General features: G+C 62.8%; 23 protein-coding genes. 7 read left to right on the top strand and 16 right to left on the bottom strand.

The window, feature by feature from the left end:
* Positions 1 to 38: 38 nt before the first annotated feature.
* On the bottom strand, positions 39 to 1,688 hold the full coding sequence (gene ettA, locus AC07FD_RS12700) for an energy-dependent translational throttle protein EttA (RefSeq protein ID WP_478350143.1): 1,650 nt from the start codon (positions 1,686 to 1,688) through the stop codon (positions 39 to 41).
* A 253-nt stretch (positions 1,689 to 1,941) separates the two neighbouring features.
* Between ettA and AC07FD_RS12695 the strand changes: the two genes are divergently transcribed.
* The gene (locus AC07FD_RS12695; protein WP_478350192.1) at positions 1,942 to 3,228 is read left to right on the top strand and encodes a GGDEF domain-containing protein; all 1,287 of its coding nucleotides are present in this window, start codon (positions 1,942 to 1,944) and stop codon (positions 3,226 to 3,228) included.
* A 9-nt stretch (positions 3,229 to 3,237) separates the two neighbouring features.
* On the opposite strand, the gene AC07FD_RS12690 is transcribed toward AC07FD_RS12695, so the two are convergent.
* Together AC07FD_RS12690 and AC07FD_RS12685 are read right to left on the bottom strand one after the other, a co-directional pair.
* Positions 3,238 to 3,852 carry a hypothetical protein gene (locus AC07FD_RS12690; RefSeq protein WP_478350142.1) on the bottom strand — a complete coding sequence of 205 codons (615 nt, stop codon included), beginning with the start codon at positions 3,850 to 3,852 and terminating at the stop codon, positions 3,238 to 3,240.
* Positions 3,853 to 3,938: 86 nt separating this feature from the next.
* On the bottom strand, positions 3,939 to 4,946 hold the full coding sequence (locus AC07FD_RS12685; protein WP_478350141.1) for a ribonuclease T2 family protein: 1,008 nt from the start codon (positions 4,944 to 4,946) through the stop codon (positions 3,939 to 3,941).
* Positions 4,947 to 5,136: 190 nt separating this feature from the next.
* On the opposite strand from AC07FD_RS12685, the gene AC07FD_RS12680 reads away from it, so the two are divergent.
* The 3 genes from AC07FD_RS12680 to AC07FD_RS12670 all read left to right on the top strand — a co-directional run bounded on the left by AC07FD_RS12680 (position 5,137) and on the right by AC07FD_RS12670 (position 9,006).
* Positions 5,137 to 6,069 (top strand): alpha/beta fold hydrolase, encoded by a 933-nt coding sequence (locus tag AC07FD_RS12680; RefSeq protein ID WP_478350140.1) that lies wholly within the window; start codon positions 5,137 to 5,139, stop codon positions 6,067 to 6,069.
* Positions 6,070 to 6,184: 115 nt separating this feature from the next.
* Positions 6,185 to 7,360 carry a CaiB/BaiF CoA transferase family protein gene (locus AC07FD_RS12675; protein ID WP_478350139.1) on the top strand — a complete coding sequence of 392 codons (1,176 nt, stop codon included), beginning with the start codon at positions 6,185 to 6,187 and terminating at the stop codon, positions 7,358 to 7,360.
* A complete protein-coding gene (locus AC07FD_RS12670) occupies positions 7,357 to 9,006 on the top strand; it encodes a thiamine pyrophosphate-binding protein (protein WP_478350138.1) in 1,650 nt (549 codons plus the stop codon). The genes AC07FD_RS12675 and AC07FD_RS12670 overlap by 4 nt, the downstream gene beginning before the upstream one ends.
* Before the next feature lie 116 nt (positions 9,007 to 9,122).
* Here AC07FD_RS12670 and AC07FD_RS12665 read toward each other — a convergent pair whose 3' ends face one another.
* A complete protein-coding gene (locus AC07FD_RS12665) occupies positions 9,123 to 9,563 on the bottom strand; it encodes a CHRD domain-containing protein (RefSeq protein ID WP_478350137.1) in 441 nt (146 codons plus the stop codon).
* A gap of 209 nt (positions 9,564 to 9,772) precedes the next feature.
* The gene (locus AC07FD_RS12660; protein ID WP_478350136.1) at positions 9,773 to 11,056 is read right to left on the bottom strand and encodes a cystathionine gamma-synthase family protein; all 1,284 of its coding nucleotides are present in this window, start codon (positions 11,054 to 11,056) and stop codon (positions 9,773 to 9,775) included.
* A gap of 124 nt (positions 11,057 to 11,180) precedes the next feature.
* On the opposite strand from AC07FD_RS12660, the gene AC07FD_RS12655 reads away from it, so the two are divergent.
* Positions 11,181 to 11,639, top strand: coding sequence for an Lrp/AsnC family transcriptional regulator (locus AC07FD_RS12655; protein WP_478350135.1), 459 nt, complete (start codon positions 11,181 to 11,183; stop codon positions 11,637 to 11,639).
* 151 nt (positions 11,640 to 11,790) lie between these two features.
* Here the strand turns inward: AC07FD_RS12655 and AC07FD_RS12650 are convergent, their stop codons facing one another.
* The 4 genes from AC07FD_RS12650 to AC07FD_RS12635 are packed head-to-tail and all read right to left on the bottom strand — an operon-like array spanning position 11,791 to position 15,637.
* The gene (locus AC07FD_RS12650) at positions 11,791 to 12,762 is read right to left on the bottom strand and encodes an ABC transporter substrate-binding protein (protein ID WP_457152356.1); all 972 of its coding nucleotides are present in this window, start codon (positions 12,760 to 12,762) and stop codon (positions 11,791 to 11,793) included.
* A gap of 40 nt (positions 12,763 to 12,802) precedes the next feature.
* A complete protein-coding gene (locus AC07FD_RS12645; RefSeq protein ID WP_478350134.1) occupies positions 12,803 to 13,957 on the bottom strand; it encodes an ABC transporter permease in 1,155 nt (384 codons plus the stop codon).
* Positions 13,954 to 14,832, bottom strand: coding sequence for an ABC transporter permease (locus AC07FD_RS12640; protein WP_478350133.1), 879 nt, complete (start codon positions 14,830 to 14,832; stop codon positions 13,954 to 13,956). Before AC07FD_RS12640 ends, AC07FD_RS12645 begins: the two co-directional genes overlap by 4 nt.
* 13 nt (positions 14,833 to 14,845) lie before the next feature.
* Positions 14,846 to 15,637, bottom strand: coding sequence for an ABC transporter ATP-binding protein (locus AC07FD_RS12635; RefSeq protein WP_457152353.1), 792 nt, complete (start codon positions 15,635 to 15,637; stop codon positions 14,846 to 14,848).
* A gap of 146 nt (positions 15,638 to 15,783) precedes the next feature.
* On the opposite strand from AC07FD_RS12635, the gene AC07FD_RS12630 reads away from it, so the two are divergent.
* Positions 15,784 to 16,182, top strand: a complete 399-nt coding sequence (locus AC07FD_RS12630; RefSeq protein WP_478350132.1) for a cupin domain-containing protein — start codon at positions 15,784 to 15,786, stop codon at positions 16,180 to 16,182.
* A gap of 20 nt (positions 16,183 to 16,202) precedes the next feature.
* Here AC07FD_RS12630 and AC07FD_RS12625 read toward each other — a convergent pair whose 3' ends face one another.
* The 6 genes from AC07FD_RS12625 to aptA all read right to left on the bottom strand — a co-directional run bounded on the left by AC07FD_RS12625 (position 16,203) and on the right by aptA (position 21,557).
* Positions 16,203 to 16,580 (bottom strand): hypothetical protein, encoded by a 378-nt coding sequence (locus AC07FD_RS12625; protein WP_478350131.1) that lies wholly within the window; start codon positions 16,578 to 16,580, stop codon positions 16,203 to 16,205.
* A 22-nt stretch (positions 16,581 to 16,602) separates the two neighbouring features.
* Positions 16,603 to 16,974 (bottom strand): hypothetical protein, encoded by a 372-nt coding sequence (locus AC07FD_RS12620; protein WP_478350130.1) that lies wholly within the window; start codon positions 16,972 to 16,974, stop codon positions 16,603 to 16,605.
* Positions 16,975 to 16,976: 2 nt separating this feature from the next.
* Positions 16,977 to 18,428 carry a dihydropyrimidinase gene (gene hydA, locus AC07FD_RS12615; RefSeq protein WP_478350129.1) on the bottom strand — a complete coding sequence of 484 codons (1,452 nt, stop codon included), beginning with the start codon at positions 18,426 to 18,428 and terminating at the stop codon, positions 16,977 to 16,979.
* Positions 18,429 to 18,461: 33 nt separating this feature from the next.
* Positions 18,462 to 18,911 (bottom strand): contact-dependent growth inhibition system immunity protein, encoded by a 450-nt coding sequence (locus AC07FD_RS12610; protein WP_478350128.1) that lies wholly within the window; start codon positions 18,909 to 18,911, stop codon positions 18,462 to 18,464.
* Positions 18,908 to 20,158 carry a Zn-dependent hydrolase gene (locus AC07FD_RS12605; RefSeq protein ID WP_478350191.1) on the bottom strand — a complete coding sequence of 417 codons (1,251 nt, stop codon included), beginning with the start codon at positions 20,156 to 20,158 and terminating at the stop codon, positions 18,908 to 18,910. Before AC07FD_RS12605 ends, AC07FD_RS12610 begins: the two co-directional genes overlap by 4 nt.
* A gap of 70 nt (positions 20,159 to 20,228) precedes the next feature.
* The gene (gene aptA, locus AC07FD_RS12600) at positions 20,229 to 21,557 is read right to left on the bottom strand and encodes an omega-aminotransferase AptA (protein ID WP_478350127.1); all 1,329 of its coding nucleotides are present in this window, start codon (positions 21,555 to 21,557) and stop codon (positions 20,229 to 20,231) included.
* A 242-nt stretch (positions 21,558 to 21,799) separates the two neighbouring features.
* Between aptA and AC07FD_RS12595 the strand changes: the two genes are divergently transcribed.
* Complete coding sequence (locus AC07FD_RS12595) at positions 21,800 to 22,435, top strand: TetR family transcriptional regulator C-terminal domain-containing protein (protein ID WP_478350126.1); 636 nt, start codon at positions 21,800 to 21,802, stop codon at positions 22,433 to 22,435.
* A 13-nt stretch (positions 22,436 to 22,448) separates the two neighbouring features.
* Here the strand turns inward: AC07FD_RS12595 and AC07FD_RS12590 are convergent, their stop codons facing one another.
* The gene (locus tag AC07FD_RS12590; protein WP_478350125.1) at positions 22,449 to 23,336 is read right to left on the bottom strand and encodes a helix-turn-helix transcriptional regulator; all 888 of its coding nucleotides are present in this window, start codon (positions 23,334 to 23,336) and stop codon (positions 22,449 to 22,451) included.
* Between the last annotated feature and the right edge of the window lie 64 nt (positions 23,337 to 23,400).

The raw sequence follows: 23,400 nt of genomic DNA, 5'->3' as shown, positions 1-23,400 counted from the left end.
CTCCTCATGTCGCTTGAGAATTCGCCGCCCAAAAAACCTTATCGCGTCAGCCTCTTGTAGGTCATGCGGTGCGGGTTGACGGCATCCGGCCCGAGGCGGCGGATCTTGTCCTGCTCGTAATCCTCGAAATTGCCCTCGAACCATTCGACATGGCTGTCACCCTCGAAGGCGAGGATGTGTGTCGCCAGGCGGTCGAGGAACATACGATCGTGCGAGATGATAACCGCGCAGCCGCCAAAATTTTCCAGCGCGTCTTCGAGCGCCGCCAGCGTTTCCGTATCGAGGTCGTTGGTCGGTTCGTCGAGCAGCAGCACGTTGCCGCCGGTCTTCAGCATCTTGGCCAGGTGCACGCGGTTGCGCTGGCCGCCGGAGAGGTTGCCGACCTTCTGCTGCTGGTCGCCCCCCCGGAAGTTGAACGACGCGCAATAGGCGCGCGTGTTGGCTTCGAACTTGCCGAGCTTGACGACTTCGGCGCCGCCAGAAATCTCTTCCCAAACCGTCTTTGACGGATCGAGCGCATCGCGGCTCTGGTCGACATAGCCGAGCTTGACCGTCTCGCCGACGCGGACGGTGCCGGCATCCGGCTTTTCCTGGCCGGTGATCATGCGGAACAGCGTCGTTTTGCCGGCGCCGTTCGGGCCGATGACGCCAACGATGCCGCCGGGCGGCAGCTTGAATTCCAGCCCGTCGATCAACAGCGTGTCACCAAAGCCCTTCGACAGGCCTTCCGCCTCGATCACCACATTGCCGAGCCGCTCGCCATGCGGAATGACGATCTGCGTATCGCTTGGACGCCGCCTGTCGGCGGCATCCAACAGATCCTGGAACGCCTGGATACGCGCCTTGGACTTGGTCTGGCGGGCTTTCGGGCTGGACTGGATCCACTCGCGCTCGCGGCCGATGGCGCGCTGGCGGGCGTCGTCCTCGCGGCCTTCCTGCTTGAGTCGCTTGGCCTTGGCTTCGAGATATTTGGTGTAGTTGCCCTCGTAGGGAATGCCGCGGCCGCGGTCGAGTTCGAGGATCCAGCCGGTGACATTGTCGAGGAAGTAGCGATCGTGGGTGATGATCATCACGGCGCCCGGATAGGCGCGCAGATGCTTTTCCAGCCACGCCGTGGTTTCGGCGTCGAGATGGTTGGTCGGTTCGTCGAGCAGCAGCAGGTCGGGCTGGCGCAGCAAGAGCTGGCAGAGCGCCACGCGGCGGCGCTCACCACCCGACAGCTTGGTGACTTCCGAATCCTTGGGCGGGCAGCCCAGCGCTTCCATCGCCATCTCGACCTGCTGTTCGAGATCCCACAGGTTCAGCCTGTCCATCTCGTCCTGGAGCTTGGCCGACTCGTCGGCCGTCTCGTCGGAATAGTTCATCATCAGTTCGTTGTAGCGTTCGATGACGGCGGTCTTGGCGGCGACGCCTTCCATGACGTTCTCGAACACCGTCTTGTTCGGATCCAGCGCCGGCTCCTGCGCCAGGTAGCCGACGGTGGCGCCTTCGGCCAGCCACGCCTCGCCGTTCCACTCCTTGTCGAGCCCGGCCATGATCTTGAGGATGGTCGACTTGCCCGAACCGTTGGGGCCGAGGATGCCAATCTTGGCGTCGGGATAAAAGGAGAGATGGACATTCTCGAGCACCTTCTTGGTGCCATAGGCCTTGTTGAGGCCGGCCATGTGATAGATGAACTGGCGTGCCACGCGCGCTTTCCCTGAAAAAACTGATTGATTTGCCGAATTGAATGGAGGTTGGCCGCTATGTAGGCGATGCGGCGACGAACGGCAATCGCTTTTGCCGCTTCGAGCCGGTCACACGCGGAAGTGTCCGCCAACCGGTGAAGTTTTCCGCCGGTCGCCGGGCGCGATGAAAGCTCCGGTTAATCCTTCCGCGTCAAAACAGAATCGCGGTGGAATCGCTGCTTTGCGATTCGGGAGAAAGATCGGGTCGACGGCGTTGCTGAACAGTTTCCTGCTCCTTGCCGAAGCGGTTGTCTACTTCAGCGTCATGGTAACGCTTTTCCGCTTCAGGAAACGCATCGGCCTCGGCGTCTTTATCTGCGCGCTCGGCGTCATGCACTTCCTCGAGACCTATCTCGCCAGCGTGTTCTACGTCGCCTTGCCGTTCGGCATGGTTTCGCCGGGCTCGGCGGTGCTGTTTTCGGGCAAGCTGGTCATACTCTTGCTGCTCTACATGAAGGAGGACGCCGCCACCGTCCGTCAGCCGATCTATGGTCTGCTGCTTGGCAATGCGCTGATGATCGGGCTGGTGCTGCTGTTGCGTCTGCACGCCATCGCCCCGCTTCCCGACGGCAGGCTTCCCGACATCGGCTTCATCGACGAGATGGGCTGGCTGATGGTGTGGGGCACGACGCTGCTGTTCGTCGACGCCATCCTGATCATCCTGCTTTATGAAAAGCTCGGGCGATACCTGCGCAAGGCACAGTTCGCGCGCATCCTGATTTCGGTCGCCTGCGTGCTCACCTTCGACCAGGCAGGGTTCTTCACCGCGCTGCATTTCGTCGCCGGCGCGCCGATCGCGGTGTTTTTCGGCGGCTGGTTTGCCAAGATGGTCGCGGCGCTGACCTACAGCACCATGCTCGTCGCCTATCTCAGATGGTTCGAAGAACGCCAGATCGCGCTACCGCGCGGACTGACCGACATCTTCGACACGCTGACCTATCGCGAGCGCTACGAAGCGCTGATCGAACATGTCGGCCGTGATGGCCTGACCGGCCTGCTGCACAGGGGCCGCTTCGACAGTGATGGTGAAGCCGCCGTCCAGGTCAGCCTGCGAACGGCGAAGCCGCTCAGCCTGCTGATCATCGATGTCGACCATTTCAAGTCGATCAACGACCGTTTCGGCCATGCCGAAGGCGACAAGGTGCTGAAAGCCGTTGCCGCCCTGCTTGGCGAGGCGGCAAGTGCGGAAGACAAGGTGTTCCGGATCGGTGGTGAGGAATTCGCCATCCTCATTTCGCGTCCGCACCCGGTCGCCAGGCTGTTCGGCGAGAGCATCCGCTATGCGGTCAAGGCCTCCGCCAACACCAGCCGCTTCGACCTGACCGTCAGCGCCGGCGTCTCCAGCGTCAGCGAAACGACGCGCTGCCTTGCCGATCTGTTCGCGCTTGCCGACCAGCGTCTCTACAAGGCCAAGTCGACCGGGCGCGATCGCGTTGTCGGCGAGCCGGACGGCTACGAGGCCGACGCCGCCGTTGCATGGACCAAATCCGCGCAAATCTAGTCGTGACGCTTACGGCGACTTTTTCTGCCACCGGATACCGGCCACGGTGGAGACCGCCATCAGCGCGATCGCCAGCCATTTCAGTACGGTGATGATCGGTCCGGCTTCGATGTCATAGGCTATGAACAGCAGTATGCCTGGCACCAGCAGGCCGCATATGATCAGCATGATGCGGTTGATCTGCCAGGACACTCTTGACGCCAGCGCCTCGTCGCCGGGCGCGGCGATAAGCGCCGCACGCACCGCGTTGCTGGCCACCAGCACTGCCGAAAGTCGCACCGAGATCGGCAGGCCAAGGCCGATGATGAGGAAGGCGCAGACCGCCAGCAGCAGCGAAAACTTCAGCGCACTGGTCTCGGCCGGTATGGGAAACAGCACTGTCGCCAGCGGCAGAAAGATGCCGAAAATGCCGAGCGCAGCAATGGTGATGAAGATCACCGCATTGACGATGGTGAACAGCTGGTAGGTACCGGCGCCGATCGGTTCGGAGAGCGTCCGCATGCGCGCCCATTCGGCATCGGTATAGGAAAAACCCGGCCATTCCATGCGCCCGTCGCTGATCGCGACCGTGCCCTTGGCCCAGAAGGCTAGCCGCGCCAGCGCGCTGCTCGTCATGCCATCCATTGAGACCCCCGTCCGAATGATGCTCGGCGCAGAATAGCACCACGACGCGGCAAGGCGACAGTCCGGCGTCGGCGTTCAGCCAGTGCTTACTGGAACCCGATCGCGTCGACGGTGCCGGTCGGGCAGCCGGCCTTGTTGGTCGGCACCGAAGCCAGCAGGAGGTCCTTGAGCGAGCTGTCGGGGCCGATCGGGCCGGCAAGGCCGAGCGTCAGTTCGCCGATCAGCCGCCTCCCGCTGGACGGATCGATGACGCAGGAGACGCGCACCCGGTCCCCTGCCCCAGCGCCAAAGGCGCTATCGAAGGCGCCACGGATCTGGTCCGCCGTCAGCTTGCCGCCGATGTTCTTGGCAAAGAGATCGCGCACCGGCGAGTTGTTCACCGCGCGCATCAAATTGAGCGCGTCGGAGAAATAGTCCTGCTGGCTCTTGCCGTAGCAGGTGCCGTGCTTGATCCATTCATGCCGCTCGAGATGGGAAGCGGTACCCGGCATCACCTGGTCGAGTTCCGTGCGGGTGCTGGCATCCAGATTGACCGGTGGCAGGTCCTTCCAGTGGGCCGGATTGTCATTGGCCTTGTCGCTCGCTGTCGCCTGGCAATAGAAATTGCCGTTCGGCTGCGGCCACAGCCCGTGCAAGGTGAAATGCGTGGCGTCGAAATCGCCAGCGCTCTGCGCCTTGCATTCGGTCTTGCTCGACTTGGTCTCGCAGAAGGCCGGCTGCCAGCTGAGCGCGAAGACATATTCAGGCTTTCCTGACGCCGCCGGCTTGCCTTGCCCACCAGGTGCTGCCGGCACTGTCGCGGCGCTGCTGCCGGAGACATGGCCGCAGCTGACCTTCACCCAGCGGCGCTCCGGATCGGCGCCCGGCACCAGGATGAGATAATGCGTCGGTGCATCCTTGTTGCCGGCAAGCAGCTGGTAGCTTTGTCCGGCATCGGTCGACACATTGCCCGGATTCTTGCCGTTCTTGATGGCTTGCGTTGCCGGACAGGCCGCATCGGCGACGAAGGTGCCCCTCATCTTGACGTCGGCACGCGCCGCACCGGCCAGCGAGGCCGCCAGCATGGCCAATCCGAAAACAACACCAATGCGCATAGGAATCCCCGGCTGAAGAAAAGTGGGCGACAGACTGAAGCTGTCTCCATGTCAGAATTGCGATATTTTGCTGGCCAAAGGCAAGAAACATCGTCGCGGAAAGTCTGGCACGGCGGATTGACGCAAAACCGGTGCCGGCGCAAACAAAGCCGGCGCCACGATGGCGGTCAGAACCAGGAGACCGAGCGGCATGTCATTCAGCCAGCAGCGCGTGGTTCGCTCGCCGACGGGTGCCGACCTCAATCTCTTCGTCAGGCAGGCCGATGGCAGGCCGCGGGCCGTCGTGCAGATCAATCACGGGCTGGCAGAGCACGCCGCGCGCTATGCCCGCTTCGCCGATTTTCTTGGCCCGCGCGGATACCACGTCTATGTCCACGACCATCGCGGCCATGGCGCCACCAAGGCGCCCGATGCGCCACTCGGCAAATTCGCCGACCAGGATGGCTCCGCCAAGGTGATCGCCGATGTCGGCGCCGTCCATGATCTCATCGCCCGCGAACAGCCGAACCTGCCGGTCATCCTCTTTGGCCATTCGATGGGTGCATCCGTGGCGCTGAATTTCCTGTTGCGCCACTCGCCACGCGTTCATGCGGCCGCGATCTGGAACGGCAACTTCTCAGCTGGCCTACTTGGCCAGCTGGCCCTGGGCATTCTCGGCTGGGAACGGATGCGGTTGGGCTCGGATGTCCCCTCGCGCCTGCTGCCGAAACTCACCTTCCGGGCCTGGGGCAAGGCCGTGCCCAATCACCGCACGCTGTTCGACTGGCTGTCGCGCGACGAGGCTGAGGTGGCGAAATACATCGCCGATCCGCTCTGCGGTTGGGACGCGTCGGTGTCGATGTGGCGCGACGTCGTCGGCATGGCGCTGAATGGTGGCAGGGACGCCGGCTTTGCCGGCATCAGGCGCGATCTCCCAGTCAGCGTCGTCGGTGGCGAGAAGGATCCCGCCTCGGACTACGGCAAAGGGATCACCCATCTTGCCAATCGCATGCGCATGATGGGGTTTTCGAATCTGGTTTCAAAGATTTACGCCGACACCCGCCACGAAAGCCTGAACGAGATCAACCGCAACAGCATCATGGACGATTTCGCGGCCTGGGCCAACGGCGTGCTAGAACAATAACCCGGCCAAAGCGGTGCGAATCCGCGTCGAACTGGCACCTTGGCCCATCGCAAGGGCCGTGACAGCCACCGCCGGGCTTGGTAGAGGCTCTGCTTTCGATCAACCACGGTGATTTATGGCCGAACCCCCACTGAAAGGCGTCCGCGTCGTCGAACTCGCCCGCATCCTTGCCGGACCTTGGGCCGGGCAATTGCTTGCCGATCTCGGCGCCGATGTCATCAAGGTCGAGAGCCCCGACGGCGGCGACGATACCCGCAAATGGGGCCCGCCCTTCGTCATGGGCAAGGACGGCGAGAACCTGTCGGCCGCCTATTACCACTCCTGCAATCGCGGCAAGCGCTCCGTCGCCATCGACTTCTCGACGCCCGAGGGTGCCGAGACGGTGCGCCGGCTGGTCGCGAAGTCGGACGTGCTGATCGAGAACTTCAAGCTCGGCGGCCTCAAGAAATATGGCCTCGATTACGACAGCCTGAAGACGATCAACCCTCGCCTCGTCTACTGCTCGATCACCGGCTTCGGCCAGGATGGTCCCTACGCGCCGCGCGCCGGCTATGATTTCATCATCCAGGCAATGGCCGGCATGATGTCGATCACCGGCGAGGTCGGCCGCGAGCCGCAAAAGGCCGGCGTCGCCATCTCCGACATCTTCACCGGCCTTTATTCGGTCATCGCCATCCAGGCGGCATTGCGCCATGCCGAACAGACCGGTGACGGCCAGCATATCGACATGGCGCTTTTCGACACCCAGATCTCGGCGCTCGGCAACCAGAACCTCAACTATCTCGTTTCCGGCAAGTCGCCGGTGCAGATGGGCAATGCGCATATGAACATCGCGCCTTACGAGGTGGTCCCGGTCAGGGATGGTCACATCATCCTGGCGGTCGGCAATGACGGCCAGTTCGTTAAATTCTGTGCCGCCGTCGGGCTCGACGATTTGCCCGCAAATCCCGACTTCGCCACCAACCCTGCCCGCGTCACCAACCGGGTCAAGCTGCGCGAGCACATGATCGAGGCGCTGAAGATCTTTGATCGCGACCCGCTGCTGGCAAAGCTGGAAGAAGCAAGCGTGCCGGCGAGCCCGATCAACACGATCGGCCAGATGTTTGCCGACCCGCAGACGATCGCGCGCGGCATGCGGCTCGACCTTGACGACGGCCATGGCAATCTTCTGCCATCGGTGCGCGCACCGATGGTGATGTCCGGCACGCCGCTCGTCTATGAGCGTCCCTCGCCGCGCCTTGGCGAGCACACGCAAGAAATCCTTGCCGAACTGGAGAAGTCTGGACAATGAAGACTGGCGGACAACTGATCGTCGACGCGCTCGAAGCCAACGGCACCGACCGCATCTATTGCGTGCCCGGAGAATCCTACCTGGCGGTGCTCGACGCGCTGCACGATTCGGCGATCAGTACCATCGTATGCCGCCAGGAAGGCGGCGCCGCCATGATGGCCGATTGCCATGGCCGCCTGACCGGCAAGCCCGGCATCTGCTTCGTCACCCGCGGGCCCGGCGCCACCAATGCGTCCGCCGGCATCCATATCGCCATGCAGGATTCGGTTCCCGTCATCCTGTTCATCGGCCAGGTCGCCAGCCACGCCAAGGAGCGCGAGGCCTTCCAGGAAGTCGACTACAAGCGCTTCTTCGGCGACATCGCCAAATGGGTGGTCGAGATCGATGACGCTTCGCGCATCCCGGAATTCATCACCCGCGCCTTCGCGGTGGCGACATCGGGCCGTCCCGGCCCGGTGGTCATCTCGCTGCCGGAAGACATGCTGACCAGCGTCGTCGAAGCGCCCATCACCTTGCCGCACACACCGGTCGAAACCCGGCCCGGCGAAGCCGAACTCGACGCGCTGGAGGCATTGCTAGCCAAGGCCAAGCGGCCATTCGTCATCCTCGGCGGCACGCGCTGGGATACCGAGGCCGTGGCGCAGATGCGCACGATCGCCGAGGCCTGGTCGCTGCCGGTCGGCTGTTCCTTCCGCCGCCAGATGCTTTTTGATCATCTGCATCCGAACTATGCCGGCGATGTCGGCATCGGCATCAATCCGAAGCTGGCCACAGCGATCAAGCAGGCCGACCTCGTGCTGCTGATCGGCGGCCGTATGGGCGAAATGCCGTCGTCCGACTACACGCTGCTGAAAAGCCCCTACCCCGACCAGACGCTGGTCCATATCCATGCCGATGCCGGCGAACTCGGCCGTGTCTACCGGCCGACACTGGCGATCAACGCCTCGCCTTCGGCCTTCGTTCAAGCCTTCGCCAAGCGCAGGCCGGCCGCCGCACCCGTCTGGGCAGCCGAGACGCCAAAGCTGCATGCGGCCTATCTCGACTGGTCGACGCCGCCCGAAAGCGGTCCCGGCCCGGTCCAGATGGGGCCGATCATGAACTACCTTGAAAAGGTGTTGCCCGACGACGCCATCCTCACCAACGGCGCCGGCAATTACGCCACCTGGGTGCATCGCTTCCACCGCTCCCGCCGCTTTGCCACGCAGGCAGCCCCGACGTCAGGCTCGATGGGCTATGGCACCCCTGCCGCGGTCGCCGCCAAAGGGCTGTTTCCGGATCGCATGGTGGTCGCCTTTGCCGGCGACGGCTGCTTCCTGATGAACGGGCAGGAGTTCGCCACCGCCGTCCAGTATGACCTGCCGATCATCGTCGTCGTCGTCAACAATGGCATTTACGGCACCATCCGCATGCATCAGGAGCGCGAATATCCCGGCCGCGTCGTTGCCACGGATCTCAAGAACCCCGACTTTGCGGCCTTGGCCCGCGCCTATGGCGGCCATGGCGAGACTGTGGAGAAGACCGCGGATTTCGCTTCCGCCTTCGAGCGTGCCCGCGCCAGCGGCAAGCCGGCGATCGTCGAGATCAGGCTCGACCCCGAGGCGATAACGCCAAGCCGGACGATGACCCAGATCCGCGACAGGGCCTGAGCACCAACGGCATAGGTCGAACAGTTTCGCGCCCCCTCCATCCTGCCGGACAGAGGGGGACGATGTCTTAATAACTTCGGGGTAATTCAGTCCCCAGTCCCCGGGGCGACGTTATCCTACTTCGCCTTTTCGATCTGGCCGCGGATCTCGCCGTCCTTGTTGGCGGCGGTGTGGACGTTGACGTAATATTTGCCGGCCTCGAGGTCAGCCGCCTGCGCATCGGTCAGCGTCTCCGATCCCCTGATCGGGCTCTTGAGCTTTTTGAACGGGATGACGGGTCCGGCGTTTTCACCCATCGCCGCCGGGCCGTGAATGTGCGCGGCCGTCGCCGGCCCGCTGAGACCGGAATATTTGACGTTCCAGCTGAGCTTCTTCTTGGCCGTGTCGAACGTGAGAGTGGCCGTGCCTTTGCCCTTCGTGGTGACGGGCGGGCTCTGCTGGCCGCCATCGAGCGTCGCAGTGAACTTTTCCGTGTCGGCCAAGGCCGGCGAGACAAGGAAGATAGAAACAGTGACGGCAAGTGCCGAAACGATCGGCGAAAAGGACTGCATGCGCATTTTAGAAACCTCCGTTGGATGCAACACCCTGCGGCCCCCCAGCGCATGGATACATCACCACAACGATCTACCGGCCAAAAGTATCCTCGGCGCACGCATATGTGATGACGACCGTAAAAGAAAGGCGGTTGCCCGCCCCTCCTGCGATTATCCAACTCAAAGCCGCGACGGCGCCTCCGCCTCGCTGCCGAGGCGCTCCGGAGAACGGTTCAGACCGTCGCCAGCGCCTGGGTCAGGTCGGCGATCAGATCGTCCGGATGCTCGACACCGATTGACAGCCTGACCGTGGTCTCCAGTACGCCGATGCGTTGGCGCACGTCGAAGGGAATGCCCGAATGGGTCATGGCCGCGGGGTGGCTGGCCAGCGATTCCGTTCCGCCAAGGCTCACCGCCAGCTTGAATATCTGCAGGCCGTTGAGAAAGGCGAAAGCCGCCTTCTGTCCACCGCGTATGTCGAAGGAAAATGTCGAGCCGGCGCCACTGCATTGTGCCCGGTAGGCGCGGCCCGCTGGCGTGTCCTCGCCCAGGAACGGCAGGTAATGCACCTTTTCGACCTTGGCATGATCGCGCAGGAATTCAGCGACCATGCGCGCATTGTCGTTCGCCCGCTCCATGCGGATCGACAGCGTCTCCAGCGAACGGCCAAGCATCCAGCAGGAATGCGGGTCGAGCTGCGTGCCGATCGCGCCGCGCAGCGCCTTGATCGGCTTGGTGACCGCCTTGCTGCCCATGGCGGCGCCCGCGATCAGGTCGGAATGGCCGCCGACATATTTGGTCAGCGAATAGACGGACACATCGGCGCCGTGTTCGATGGGCCTCTGGAACACCGGACCAAGCAGCGTGTTGTCGCAGACGATGATCGGCGCCGACCCCTGGCTCGCGCCGATTTCGTCGGCGATCTTGCGCATCAGCGCGATGTCGACCAGGCTGTTGGTGGGATTTGACGGCGTCTCGATCAGGATGACCGAGACACGGCCCTTCGCGACTGCAGCGTCGGCTACCGCGCGCACGGCGGTCTCGTCGACGCCGTCCGCGAAGCCGACAGCACCGATACCGAAGCCGGAAAGCGTGCGCGTCAAGAGCGTCTCGGTGCCGCCATAGAGCGGCTGCGAATGCAGGATGACGTCGCCCGGACGAGCATAGGCGAGAAGTGTCGTCGCGATCGCCGACATGCCTGACGAAAACAGGATGCAGGCGTCCGTCCCCTCATAGATCGCGAGCCGGTCCTCGACGATCTCACTGTTGGGATGGTTGAAGCGCGAATAGACCAGACCGGACGCCGTACCGCTCGGCGGCTCCTTGCGGCCGGACGTGTAGTCGAAGAAGTCGCGTCCCTCTTCCGCCGACTTGAACACGAATGTCGAGGTCAGGAACACCGGTGGCTTGACCGCGCCCTCCGAAAGCTGCGGATCGAAGCCATAGCTCAGCATCAGCGTCTCCGGATGGAGCTTGTGGTTGCCGATATGGGTTTTCGACGGGCGTGGCGCGGGCATGGCTTTTTCCTGCTTCTTCGAGGAGTGTCGCACGGCAATTTATGCGATCCCCATCGCGCAGTCCTTGCTATTTTTGGGCGCACATGGCTGCATCCTCGCAACAAATTGCCGGGAGAGGCCGAAAGTGCAGCAAAAGATAGCCGATGATTTCGACCGCAGGATTCTGCAGGAACTGCAGGCCGACGCCCGCATCACCAACAACGAGCTTGCCGAACGGATAGGCCTGTCGCCGTCGCCCTGTCTGAGGCGGGTGCGGCGGCTGGAGGAGACCGGCGTCATCAGAGGCTACACCACGCTGGTCGATCCGGCCGCCTTCGGCTGGAGCATGGTCGCCATCGCCACCATCCGGCTCAGCCGTCAGAACGAAGACGAGATCGTCATGTTCGAGGACGCGATCCGCGGCTGGGAAGAAGTGCTGGAATGCCACCTCGTCACCGGTTCGCGCGACTATGTGCTGAAGGTGGTGACGGGCAGCCTCGAACAGTACGAGCGCTTCATCAAGGAAAAGATCGCGCGGCTGAAATGCGTCGCCTCGATCGAGACCAGCTTCGTCATGAACACCATAAAGGAACGGCGCCTCTGACACTTGGCCAGAGGCGCCGTTCTCGAGATCGAGATGTTGCCGGCTAAAGCAATTCCAGGAAAAGTGGGCAACGGTTTTCCGTCCGGAATTGCGTAGAAACAAGGAGATAGATCGGTTCGGCGTCTCCCTGAAATGCTGAACCGATCTAGGCTTACTTGACCGCCTTGTCGGTGATGGCGGTGGTGTAGGCGCCTTTCGGCTCCTTGGTGATGATCTTCTGGTCGAGCAGCGCCTTGGCGGTGCGCTCGTAGGTCGCCGGATCGAGCTTGCCGTCGGCATTGTCGATCAGCTTGGCGACTTCGCTCATCATCCGCTTCTGGTGGTTCTCGTCCTGGCCGCCACCGTCCATGACGATGCCTGCGGCCTCGTCATTGTTGTCGATCGCGTATTTCCAGCCCTTCATCGAGGCGCGCACGAAACGCACCATCTTGTCCTCGAACGCCGGATCCTTGAGCTTGTCTTCCGACGCATAGAGCCCGTCCTCGAGCAGGTCGTTGCCCATCGCCGAATAGTTGAACACGGTCAGCTGTTCCGGCTTGTAGCCGGCGTCGATCAGCTGCCAGTACTCGTTGTAGGTCATGACCGAGATGCAGTCGGCCTGCTTCTGGATCAGCGGCTGCACGTCAAAGCTCTGCTTCAGAACGGTGACGCCATCAGGGCCGCCTTCGGTCTTAAGGCCGAGCTTGTTCATCCAGGCGTAGAACGGATATTCATTGCCGAAGAACCAGACGCCGAGCGTGTGGCCCTTGAAGTCGGCTTCGGTCTTGATCGGGCCATCCTTCGGGCAAACCAGCTCCATGCCGGCCTTCTTGAACGGCTGGGCGATGTTGACCAGCGGCACGCCCTTTTCACGAGCGGCCAGCGCACCGCCCATCCAGTCGACGATGACGTCGGCGCCACCGCCGGCGATCACCTGCTCGGGCGCAATGTCGGGACCGCCCGGCTTGATGTCGACGTCGAGACCTTCGGCCTCGTAGAAACCCTTGGCCTTGGCAACATAGTAGCCGGCAAACTGGGCCTGCGTGACCCATTTCAGCTGCAACGTCACCTTGTCGGCGGCCATTGCCTGGAACGCGGCTAGCGACATCGCGCCGGCCAGAACAGGAATAATCAGTCTTTTCATCTTTTTACCCTCTGAAGTTAGTACCCTTAAACCCACCGCCCTATCCACCACGGACAGAGGGATGCCAAAACGTGACGGCTCTTTCGACAAGAGCGACCGCGCCATAAAAGACCGAACCCGCAAGTGCTGCAACTGCGATTTCGGCCCAGACCATGTCGATGTTCATCCGCCCGACCTCGGTCGAGATGCGGAAGCCCATGCCGACGACAGGCGTACCGAAGAACTCGGCAACGATGGCGCCGATCAGCGCCAGCGTCGAGTTGATCTTCAGCGCGTTGAAGATGAAGGGCGCCGCTGCCGGCAGCCGGAGCTTCAGCAGCGTCTGCCAGTAGCCCGACGCGTAGGTGCGCATCAGGTCGCGCTCCATATGGCCGGACGCGGCGAGCCCAGCCACCGTGTTCACCAGCATCGGGAAGAAGGTCATGATGATGACGACGGCCGCCTTGGACTGCCAGTCGAAGCCGAACCACATGACCATGATCGGGGCGACGCCGATGATCGGCAGCGCCGAGACCATGTTGCCGATCGGCAAGAGCCCGCGGCGCAGGAACGGCACGCGATCGGCGAGGATCGCGGTGATGAAACCTGCACCGCTGCCCACGACATAACCGAAGATCACTGCCTTGAAGATCGTCTGCCGGACATCGGCGCCGAGCACCGGCAGCGAGCTGGCGATGCGCGCGCCGATGGCGCTTGGCGGCGGCAAAAGGATGAAGGGAATGCCGGCGCCCCGCGTCACGGCTTCCCAGATGATCAGGATCCAGGCGCCGAAAATGGCAGGGATGATCAGGCGCAGCGCGCTCCGGGCCCAGTTCGCCATCGGGCGAAGCCCCGAAAGGACGGCGACGCAGCGCCAGCCGAGCAGCCAGGCAGCCGTGAGCAGCAGGAAGTACGGCGCCAGAGCCGTACCTTCGAAACCTGTAATGCCTGATATCAGCAGCCAGGCAACGAGGTGGGCGCCGACAAACAGCACCACCGCCTCTGCAAGGGGCGGAATCCTGGTCATCGAGATCAGCGCCGCGAGCACGGCCAGGCCGAAGATCAAGCCCTTCGTTGTGAGATAGGGGTAGTTGAAGCTGACTGCCGGGTCGGCAAGCGCTGCCGCTTCCGGCTTCGACATCGCGCCGAGCGCCACGGCGATCAGGCACAGCGCGATGGCGAGCACCGCTTGCCACGAGGGTTTCAGCCAGTTCATGCCGGCCTCCCGCCCATGGCGCGGTCGACGATGCGCCCGGCAATGCCGACCACCATGACCAGAAGTGCGGCCACCACCGAACCGGCGACCAGCGCCGACCAGATGTCGATGGACTGGCTGTAATAGGCGCCGGCCAGAAGCTTGGCGCCGATCCCCGCGACAGCACCTGTCGGCAGTTCGCCGACGATGGCACCGACCAGGCTCGCCGCCACGGCCACCTTCATCGATGTGAACAGGAACGGCACCGAGGCCGGCACGCGCAACTTCCAGAAGGTCTGCGAGGCGCTGGCATTGTAGGTGTGCATCAGGTCGAGATGCATGATCTCCGGCGAGCGCAGGCCCTTCACCATGCCCACGGTCACCGGAAAGAACGACAGATAGGTCGAGATCATCGCCTTCGGGATGAGCCCGGTGATGCCGACCGCCGCCAGCACGACGATGATCATCGGCGCCACCGCCAGGATGGGAATGGTCTGCGAGGCGATGATCCACGGCATCAGGCTGCGGTCTAGCGTCGCCACATGCACGATGCCGACGGCGATGATAATGCCGAGCCCCGTGCCGAAAGCAAAGCCAAGCAGCGTCGACGACAGTGTCACCCAGGCATTGTAGACGAGGCTGCGGCTCGACGTGACGGGGCGCAGAAAGGTGTTCTCGAAGAAATTGACCGCCACCTGATGTGGCGCCGGCAGCGTCGGCTTCGGCTGCGACAGCGTCTTGCCGATGAATTCGCTCAAGGCAGGGGTTTCACCGGCGCGCCGGTCGAGATCGCGCTGGAACGGCGTGTTGAGGATAACGGCGAAAACGTACCAGAGCACGACCACGCCAGCGAGGATCGAGGTCACCGGGATGAGCTTGTCGCGGAAGCTGTCCATCTAGGGCACCAACTCAATCTTCATAGCTGTGCCCTGCCCGCAGACCATCCCGGACGCGGGCTGCGATCGCCAGGAATTCCGGCGTCTCGCGGATGTGGAGCGGCCGCTCCTTCGGCAGCGTCGATTCGATGACATCAGTAACGCGGCCCGGACGTGGCGACATGACGACGATGCGTGTCGACAGATACACGGCTTCGGGAATGGAATGGGTGACGAAGCAGATGGTTTTGTTGGTGCGTCCCCACAGTTCCAGCAATTGCTTGTTGAGGTGGTCGCGCACGATCTCGTCCAGCGCGCCGAATGGCTCGTCCATCAACAGAAGGTCGGCGTCGAAGGCCAGGGCCCGGGCGATTGACGCGCGCTGCTGCATGCCGCCAGAAAGCTGCCAGGGATATTTCTTCTCGAAACCTGAGAGGTTGACGAGGTCGAGTGTGCGATTGATGCGCTCCGCCTGCTCCGCCTTGGACAAGCCCATGATCTCCAGCGGCAGCCCGACATTGCGCTCGATGGTGCGCCACGGAAACAGCGCCGCGGCCTGGAAGACATAGCCATAGGCGCGTTTCTCACGCGCCTGTTCGGGCGTCATGCCGTTGACCGAAATCGTCCCCGAGGTTGGCTTCTCCAGATCGGCGATGACGCGCAGCAAGGTGGTCTTGCCGCAGCCCGACGGCCCGATGAAGGAGACGAACTCACCCTTGCCGATGGTCAGGTCGACATTGGACAGCGCCTGCACCGGTCCATCATTGGTCTGGAAGGTCAGTCCGAGTTGGCTTGCCGCGACGACGGCTGGCGAAATCCCCGTCATCGCTTGCTGCCTGCCTGTTCCCGCCACTGCGGCGCCGACCGGAATCCGATTGCTTTTATCGCGATGTTGTTTTCCACTCGCCCCTGTCCCATTGGCCGCAGTCCCACTAATTTTGTCCCACTCAATCGACGCCCGGAGTTTCCCCGATGTCGCCCACTTGTCATCTTATCCGCCCTGAAACCACTTATGAAGGCAAGCAGGGATTGACCTATTTCGCCGGCATCGCCGCTGAAACCGTCGGCTCCTCCGGCATCTGTATGCATATGCTGACCATGCCGCCCGGCGCCCGCGCTAAGGCGCACATGCACGAGAGCCATGAAACGGCGATCTATGTGCTCTCCGGCGAGGTCCATACCTGGTACGGCGACCGGCTGGAGCATCATATCGTCGTCAAGGCCGGCGACCTCTTCTACATTCCGGCCGGCGTGCCGCATCTGCCGGCCAATCTCAGCGGCACCCCGTCTTCCGCCGTCATTGCCCGCACCGATCCCAACGAACAGGAAAGCGTCGTCCTGCTGCCGGAACTGGATGCGCTGGTCGCTTGAAGCCGATGGGAACTTGATCGTCATCGGCACCGGGAGACTTCCCCCATGACATTGCCGTCCGCATCGGTGATCACCAGCTTCTTGGCGCTCTTGGGGCTTTGCTTGACGGTGAACTCTGTCGGCGACTGCCCATCCTCGCCTTCCGCCTCGCATTGCGCCTTGATGGTCAGCGAACCGTCTGATTTCGCCTGCTTGTCGGTGAAGGTGCAGGCGCTGGCCACGGTGACCAGATCCGTGTCCGTCAGCAGCAGCATGTCCTCGGCATAGACTTCCTGGCCGTTCTTGTTGATGCAGCCGGACTTGTTGCCGTAGGGCTTGGACAGATCGATGCCTGCCGCCGAAGCTTGACCGGCAGCCAGCACGAGAACGATCGCAACTGACAGGCGAAAACCACGCATGCTCATCCCCCAAGGCCCAACGTCACGAACATGATTGCAGCGGCCCCATTTCCTCGAGGCCAGGAATGGTGACGAAGAAACCATCCTCCCCCTTGTTGGTGACCACGACGGTTTCGATCGTCGTCCCCGCCTCGCCCTCGGCGGAACAGGTCGAAGTCAGCGATTGGGCGCCCAGCACCGACGTCAGCCGCTGCGCGAACCGGCAGCCGCTGCCATAGGTCTCGATGCCCTCGGCGGTCAGCACGATATAGGCATCGCTGTCCTGATAGCCGGCCTTGACGCCGGCGCAGCCAACATCATTGCCCCAGGAGCCGGCCAGCACGCCGCTCGCTGCTGCCGGGCCAGCGACAACTGCCGCCAGGACCAACGAGATGGGCGCGGCCGAGCGCGCCAAGCTCAAACCCCGGTCGCCGGGATGCCGGTGCGTTCGACCTTGCGCGGCGCTGAAATTTCCTTCCACGTCGACAGCGCCCGGTTGACCGCCGCGTTCGGCTCGCGGGCCACGAACTCGCCGTGCCCCGGCTTGGCCTTGACCTCGGTCTCCTGGATCGACAATTCGCCGCGCGAGAACACGAAGCGCGGCAGGCCGGTCACCTCGAATCCTTCGAAGACATTGTAGTCGATGACAGATTGCTGCTTCTTCGACGAGATCTTCTTCTTGCGCTTCGGATCCCAGACGACGATGTCGGCGTCAGCGCCTTCGACGATGGCGCCCTTCTTCGGGTACATGTTGAGGATCTTGGCGATGTTGGTCGAGGTCACGGCGACGAACTCGTTCATCGTCAGCCGGCCGGTGTTGACGCCGGTGGTCCACAGCACCGGCATGCGATCCTCTAGCCCGCCGGTGCCGTTCGGAATCTTGGTGAAATCGCCGACGCCGTTGCGCTTCTGCTGCGTCGTAAAGGCGCAATGGTCGGTCGCCACCACCTGCAACGAACCCGCCTGCAGGCCGGCCCACAGCGAATCCTGGTGCAATTTGTTGCGGAAAGGCGGGCTCATGACGCGGCGCGCCGCATGGTCCCAGTCCTTGTTGAAATACTCGCTCTCGTCGAGCGTCAGGTGCTGGATCAGCGGCTCGCCGAACACCCGCATGCCCTTCTGCCGCGCCCGGCGGATCGCCTCGTGGCTCTGCTCGCAGGAGACATGCACGACATAGAGCGGCACGCCCGCCATATCGGCGATCATGATGGCGCGGTTGGTCGCCTCGCCTTCCACTTCCGGTGGCCGCGAATAGGCATGACCCTCGGGGCCATTGTTGCCGGCCGCAAGCAACTTCTGTGACAGGGCTGCAACCACATCGCCATTCTCGGCATGCACCAGCGGCAGCGCGCCAAGGTCGGCGCAACGCTGGAACGACGCATACATCTCGTCGTCATCGACCATCAGCGCGCCCTTGTAGGCCATGAAATGCTTGAACGACGTGATGCCCTTGTCGACGACGGTGGCCATCTCGTCGAACACCTGCTTGCCCCACCAGGTGATCGCCATGTGGAAGGAGTAGTCGCAGGACGCCTTCGAGGTCTTATTGTCCCACATCTGCAAGGCTTCCAGCAGCGACTGCTGCGGTGCCGGCAGGCAGAAATCGACCACCATCGTGGTGCCACCGGCGAGCGCCGCGCGTGTGCCGGATTCGAAATCATCGGCCGAATAGGTGCCCATGAACGGCATTTCGAGATGGGTATGCGGATCGATGCCGCCCGGCATGACATAGCAGCCGGTGGCATCGAATTCGTGGTCGCCATGCAGGTCCGAACCGATGGCGACGATCTTGCCGTGCTTGACCAGCACATCGGCCTTCCAGGTGCGATCGGCAGTGACGATGGTGCCGTTCTTGATGACTTTGGTCATGTCTTGTTCCCCAGTATGTTCATGCTAGCAGGCCTAGACGTTCTTCGAACTCGACCTGATTGCGTCTTGACTGTTCCAAACCTCCCAGGCGGACTCGAATTGTGGTCGGTGCTTGCCGATGTCTGACATGGTTTGATCAAGCGACCGCAAAATCCCGTCAAGCTCCATCCACAGACCTTGGTTTTCCATCCAGAACTCCTGTGAAATCTTGAGGCAGCTCATAAGCAGATCGCCGTCGTAGAACGTCACTCCGATCAGCGGATTTTCAGCCAGAATGGATATCGCTTTCGGAACCACAAATTCCAGTCCGAATCCTTGGCTGACCAGGAGTCTTACCTGCTCCCGGGTAAGGTCCCGCAGAGGCGTCGCTAGGGCGATGCTGGCCAGTTCAACAAGAGATGTTGGATACGGCGGCTGATCCGCCTTCCAGCCCAACAGCACATTGAGCGTTCGATCCTCGTCCAGGTTGCGCCGAGGCTTCACCCGACGATCTCCGCCGTCTCCACCACGGCATGGAACAGCACGTCGGCACCAGCCGACGCCCATTCCTTGGAGACGTCCTCGGCCTCGTTGTGGCTGAGCCCGTCGACGCAAGGGCACATCACCATCGCGGTCGGCGCAACGCGATTGATCCAGCAGGCATCGTGGCCGGCGCCGGAGACGATGTTGCGGTGCGTATAGCCGAGGCGTTCGGCGGCATCGCGGATCGCCTTGACGCAGCCGGCGTCGAAGGTGACCGGGTCGAAAGCGCCGACCTGCTCGATCTTGTACTGGATGTCGAGCGCCTCGCAGATCGTGTCGATGCCTTCGCGGATGCGGCCGTCCATCGCATCCAGCACTTCCTTTTCGGGCGAGCGGATGTCGATGGTGAAGACGGTGCGGCCGGCGATGATGTTGCGCGAGTTGGGAAACACCTCCATGTGGCCGACCGCGCCGACGGCGTCGGGCTGGTAGTCCATGGCGATCTCGTGCACCAGTTCGATCACACGCGCCATGCCGAGTCCGGCATTGCGGCGCTTCGGCATTGGCGTCGATCCGGTATGCGCCTCCTTGCCGGTCAGCGTCACCTGCAGCCACTTCAGCCCTTGCCCGTGGGTGACGACACCGATGTCGATGCCCTCGTCCTCAAGGATCGGTCCCTGCTCGATATGGAGTTCGAAGAAGGCATGGATCTTGCGGTCGCCGACCTTCTCGGTGCCCTTCCAGCCGATGCGTTCAAGCTCATCGCCGAATTTCTTGCCCTGTTTGTCTGTATGCTCATAGACGTCGGCCTGGTCGAGCACACCGGCAAACACGCCGGATGCCATCATTGCCGGGGCAAAGCGTGCGCCTTCCTCATTCGTCCAGTTGGTGACGACGATCGGATGTTTGGTCTTGATGCCGAGATCGTTGAGCGAGCGCACCACCTCAAGCCCGCCCAGCACGCCGAGCACGCCGTCATACTTGCCGCCGGTCGGCTGCGTATCGAGATGGCTGCCGACATAGACCGGCGGCAGGCTGGGATCGGCGCCTTCGCGGCGGGCAAACATCGTGCCCATCTCGTCGACGCCCATGTCGAGCCCGGCCGCATCGCACCAGCGCTTGAACAGATGCCGGCCCTCGCCATCTTCGTCGGTCACGGTCTGGCGATTGTTGCCGCCGGCAATACCGGGGCCGATCTTCGCCATCTCCATTATCGAATCCCACAAACGGTCTGAATTGATTCGCAGATTCTCGCCGGGTGCGGCCATTCCAAGTCCTCTCATTTCGTGTCCTGGGCGGGCGGCGGTTCCCGTCGCCACCCGTCCAGGTATAGGCAGATTAGTCTATCGAGCGCAGAACATCCCGCACGTGGTCGATCAATTCGTTGATCTGGCCCTTGGTGATGATCAGCGGCGGCGACAGCGCGATGATGTCGCCGGTGGTGCGGATCAGCGCGCCGCGCTCGAACGCCTTGACGAAGGCCGAGAAGGCCCGCTTGGTCGGCTGGCCGGCGATCGGCGCCAGCTCGATCGCGCCGATCAGGCCGATGTTTCTGATATCGATGACGTTCGGCTCGCCCTTCAGCGAATGCAGTGCGTCTTCCCAATAGGGCGCCAGTTCCTCGCCACGGGTGAGCAGGCCCTCTTCCTTGTAGGTATCAAGCGTGCCCAAGGCCGCCGCGCAGGCGATCGGATTGCCCGAATAGGTGTAGCCGTGGAAGAACTCGATCATGTGCTCGGGGCCGGTCATGAAGGCGTCGTGGATTTCCTTCTTCACGAACACCGCGCCCATCGGGATGACGCCGTTGGAGACGCCCTTGGCGGTGGTCATGATGTCGGGCGTGACGCCGAAATAGTCGGCGGCGAACGGCGTGCCGAGACGACCGAAGCCGGTGATGACCTCGTCGAAGATCAAAAGGATGCCGTGCTTGGTGCAGATTTCGCGCAGCTTCTGCAGATAGCCCTTGGGCGGCAGGATCACACCGGTGGAACCGGCGACCGGCTCGACAATGACGGCGGCGATGGTCGAGGCATCATGCAGGGCGACGATGCGCTCCAGCTCGTTGGCCAGTTCCGCGCCATGCTCCGGCACACCTTTGGTGAAGGCGTTCTTCTCGGGCAGATGCGTGTGCGCCATGTGGTCGACGCCGCCGAGCAGCGTGCCGAACATCTTGCGATTGGAGACGATGCCGCCGACCGAGATGCCGCCGAAATTGACGCCGTGATAGCCGCGCTCGCGGCCGATCAGACGGGTGCGCGAGCCCTCGCCCTTGGCGCGGTGATAGGCGATCGCCACCTTGAGCGCCGTTTCGACCGATTCCGAGCCGGAATTGGTGAAGAAGACATGGTCCATGCCCTTGGGCGCGAGGTCTACCAAGCGGTTGGCCAGTTCGAAGACGATCGGATGGCCCATCTGGAAGGCCGGCGCGTAGTCAAGCTCGGCGGCCTGATGCTGAATGGCCTCGGTGATCTTCGGCCGGCAGTGGCCGGCATTGACGCACCACAGACCCGCGGTGCCGTCCAGCACCTTGCGGCCATCGCTGGTGGTGTAATGCATGTCCTTGGCGGACACCATCATGCGCGGCGCCTGCTTGAACTGCCGGTTTGCCGTGAACGGCATCCAGAATGCACTGAGATCGTTCGGCGTGACTTTCAGCCGGTTGGACATGACCAAGACTTCCCCTTGTAACTTGTTTCGGTGCGCCCAACGCTTGGTCTTCGTTGCGATTTCGTGCTACGCAAATTTTTGACCGATTGGACAAACGTTAGCACCGCCCTGTCGGCGGTCAAGGGATTACTAGCGGAAATGCGGCACCTGAAGTGCGTTCCACAGGCCAAGGAAAAACTGGTCCAGAGAATTGGTCCAGATGACCTTGAACGCGAGGTTTGGCAAAGCGAGGGCTGGCAACGGTGACCACCAGCACGAACGCCCCTCGCCGCACCCGCATCCAGCAGGAAAAGCGCGAACTCATCCTGGAGGCGGCGCTCGAGGTTTTCTCCACCAACGGCTTTCGCGGCTCGACCATCGACCAGATCGCCGAAGCCGCCGGCATGTCGAAGCCGAACCTGCTTTATTATTTCCGCCGCAAGGAGGACATCCACGAGACGCTGATGCAGCGCCTGCTCGATACTTGGCTGGCACCGCTGCGCGAGCTGGACGACATCGGCGATCCCATGACCGAATTGCGTAACTACATCAGGCGCAAGCTCGAAATGGCACGCGATTTTCCGCGCGAGAGCCGGCTGTTCGCCAACGAGATCCTGCAAGGGGCGCCGCGCATCATGCCGCTGCTGGCGGGTGAACTGAAAACGCTGGTCGATGAAAAGGCCGCCGTCATCAAGAGCTGGATGCGCGCCGGCAAGATCGCCAGGACCGACCCCTGGCATCTGATCTTCTCGATCTGGGCAACGACGCAGCACTATGCCGATTTCGACGTCCAGGTCCGAGCCGTGCTCGGCCCCGACCGCGGCGGCGATGGCCGTTTCGAGGATGCCGCCCGTTTTCTGGAGCAATTGTTCCTCGACGGGCTGAAGCCGAAAAACTAACTTTCGGCGCTTATCAGGCGCTGCGCCGTTCGGCCGGCAGCGCATCCAGCAATGTCTGCAGCTTTGCGATCGAGTTCTGCTCGGCAAGCGGCGTGTAGACGATCAGCTTCATGTCGGAGCCCTCGCCGACCGACAGGCTCATATGCTCGAACGTCATGGCGCCCGCGCTCGGGTGCCTGACATGCTTCACACCCGACAATCGGTGCGCGACGTCGCGCTGTGGCCACCAGGCGCGAAATTCCGGGCTCGAGCGCGTCATCAACTCGATCAGCCGCTCGAAATCCGGATCGCCGACATATCTGGCGCTTGCGGCCCGGAACGAGGCCAGCACGATGCGCGCCAGTTGCTCCCAGTCGACGAGCAGCCGCCGGTGGTGCGGATTGGTGAAGACCATGTGGACGATGTTGCGGGCATCCCCATCCAGCAGACCATAGTCGCCGAACACCGCCACCGCCGCCGGGTTCCAGGCCAGCACGTCCCAGCGCCGACCGACGACATAGGCCGGCTGCAGCACCAGGCTTTGCAGCATGTGCAGCAAAGGGCCGTCGACCTTTTCCGGCGCCACGGAGCGACGCTCCGGTTGCTGGCGGCCGGCGAGGATGAACAGATGCTGTTTTTCGGCGGCGTCGAGGCGCAGCGCCTCGGCAAGCGCCGTCAGCACCTCGACCGAGGGCCTGACCTCCCGCCCCTGCTCCAGCCATGTGTACCAGGTGGTGCCGACGCCGGCGATCATCGCCACCTCCTCGCGCCGCAGCCCGGGCGTGCGCCGCCTGAGACCGGTGGCAATGCCGGTGGCCGATGGCGTCAGCCTTTCGCGGCGCGAGCGCAGGAAAGCGCCCAGCTCGCGCCGGCGGCTGTCTTCGGCGGAGTGCGTGGTGGCGGAGTGGGGTTGGGTTTCCATCATGCTATTATAGCAGTATTGATACCAGGATAAAGTTTGAACTGTTTGACGCGCGCCGGCTGTC

The organism is Mesorhizobium waitakense (assembly GCF_056431085.1).
This window is presented reverse-complemented; position numbering and strand designations above follow the sequence as displayed.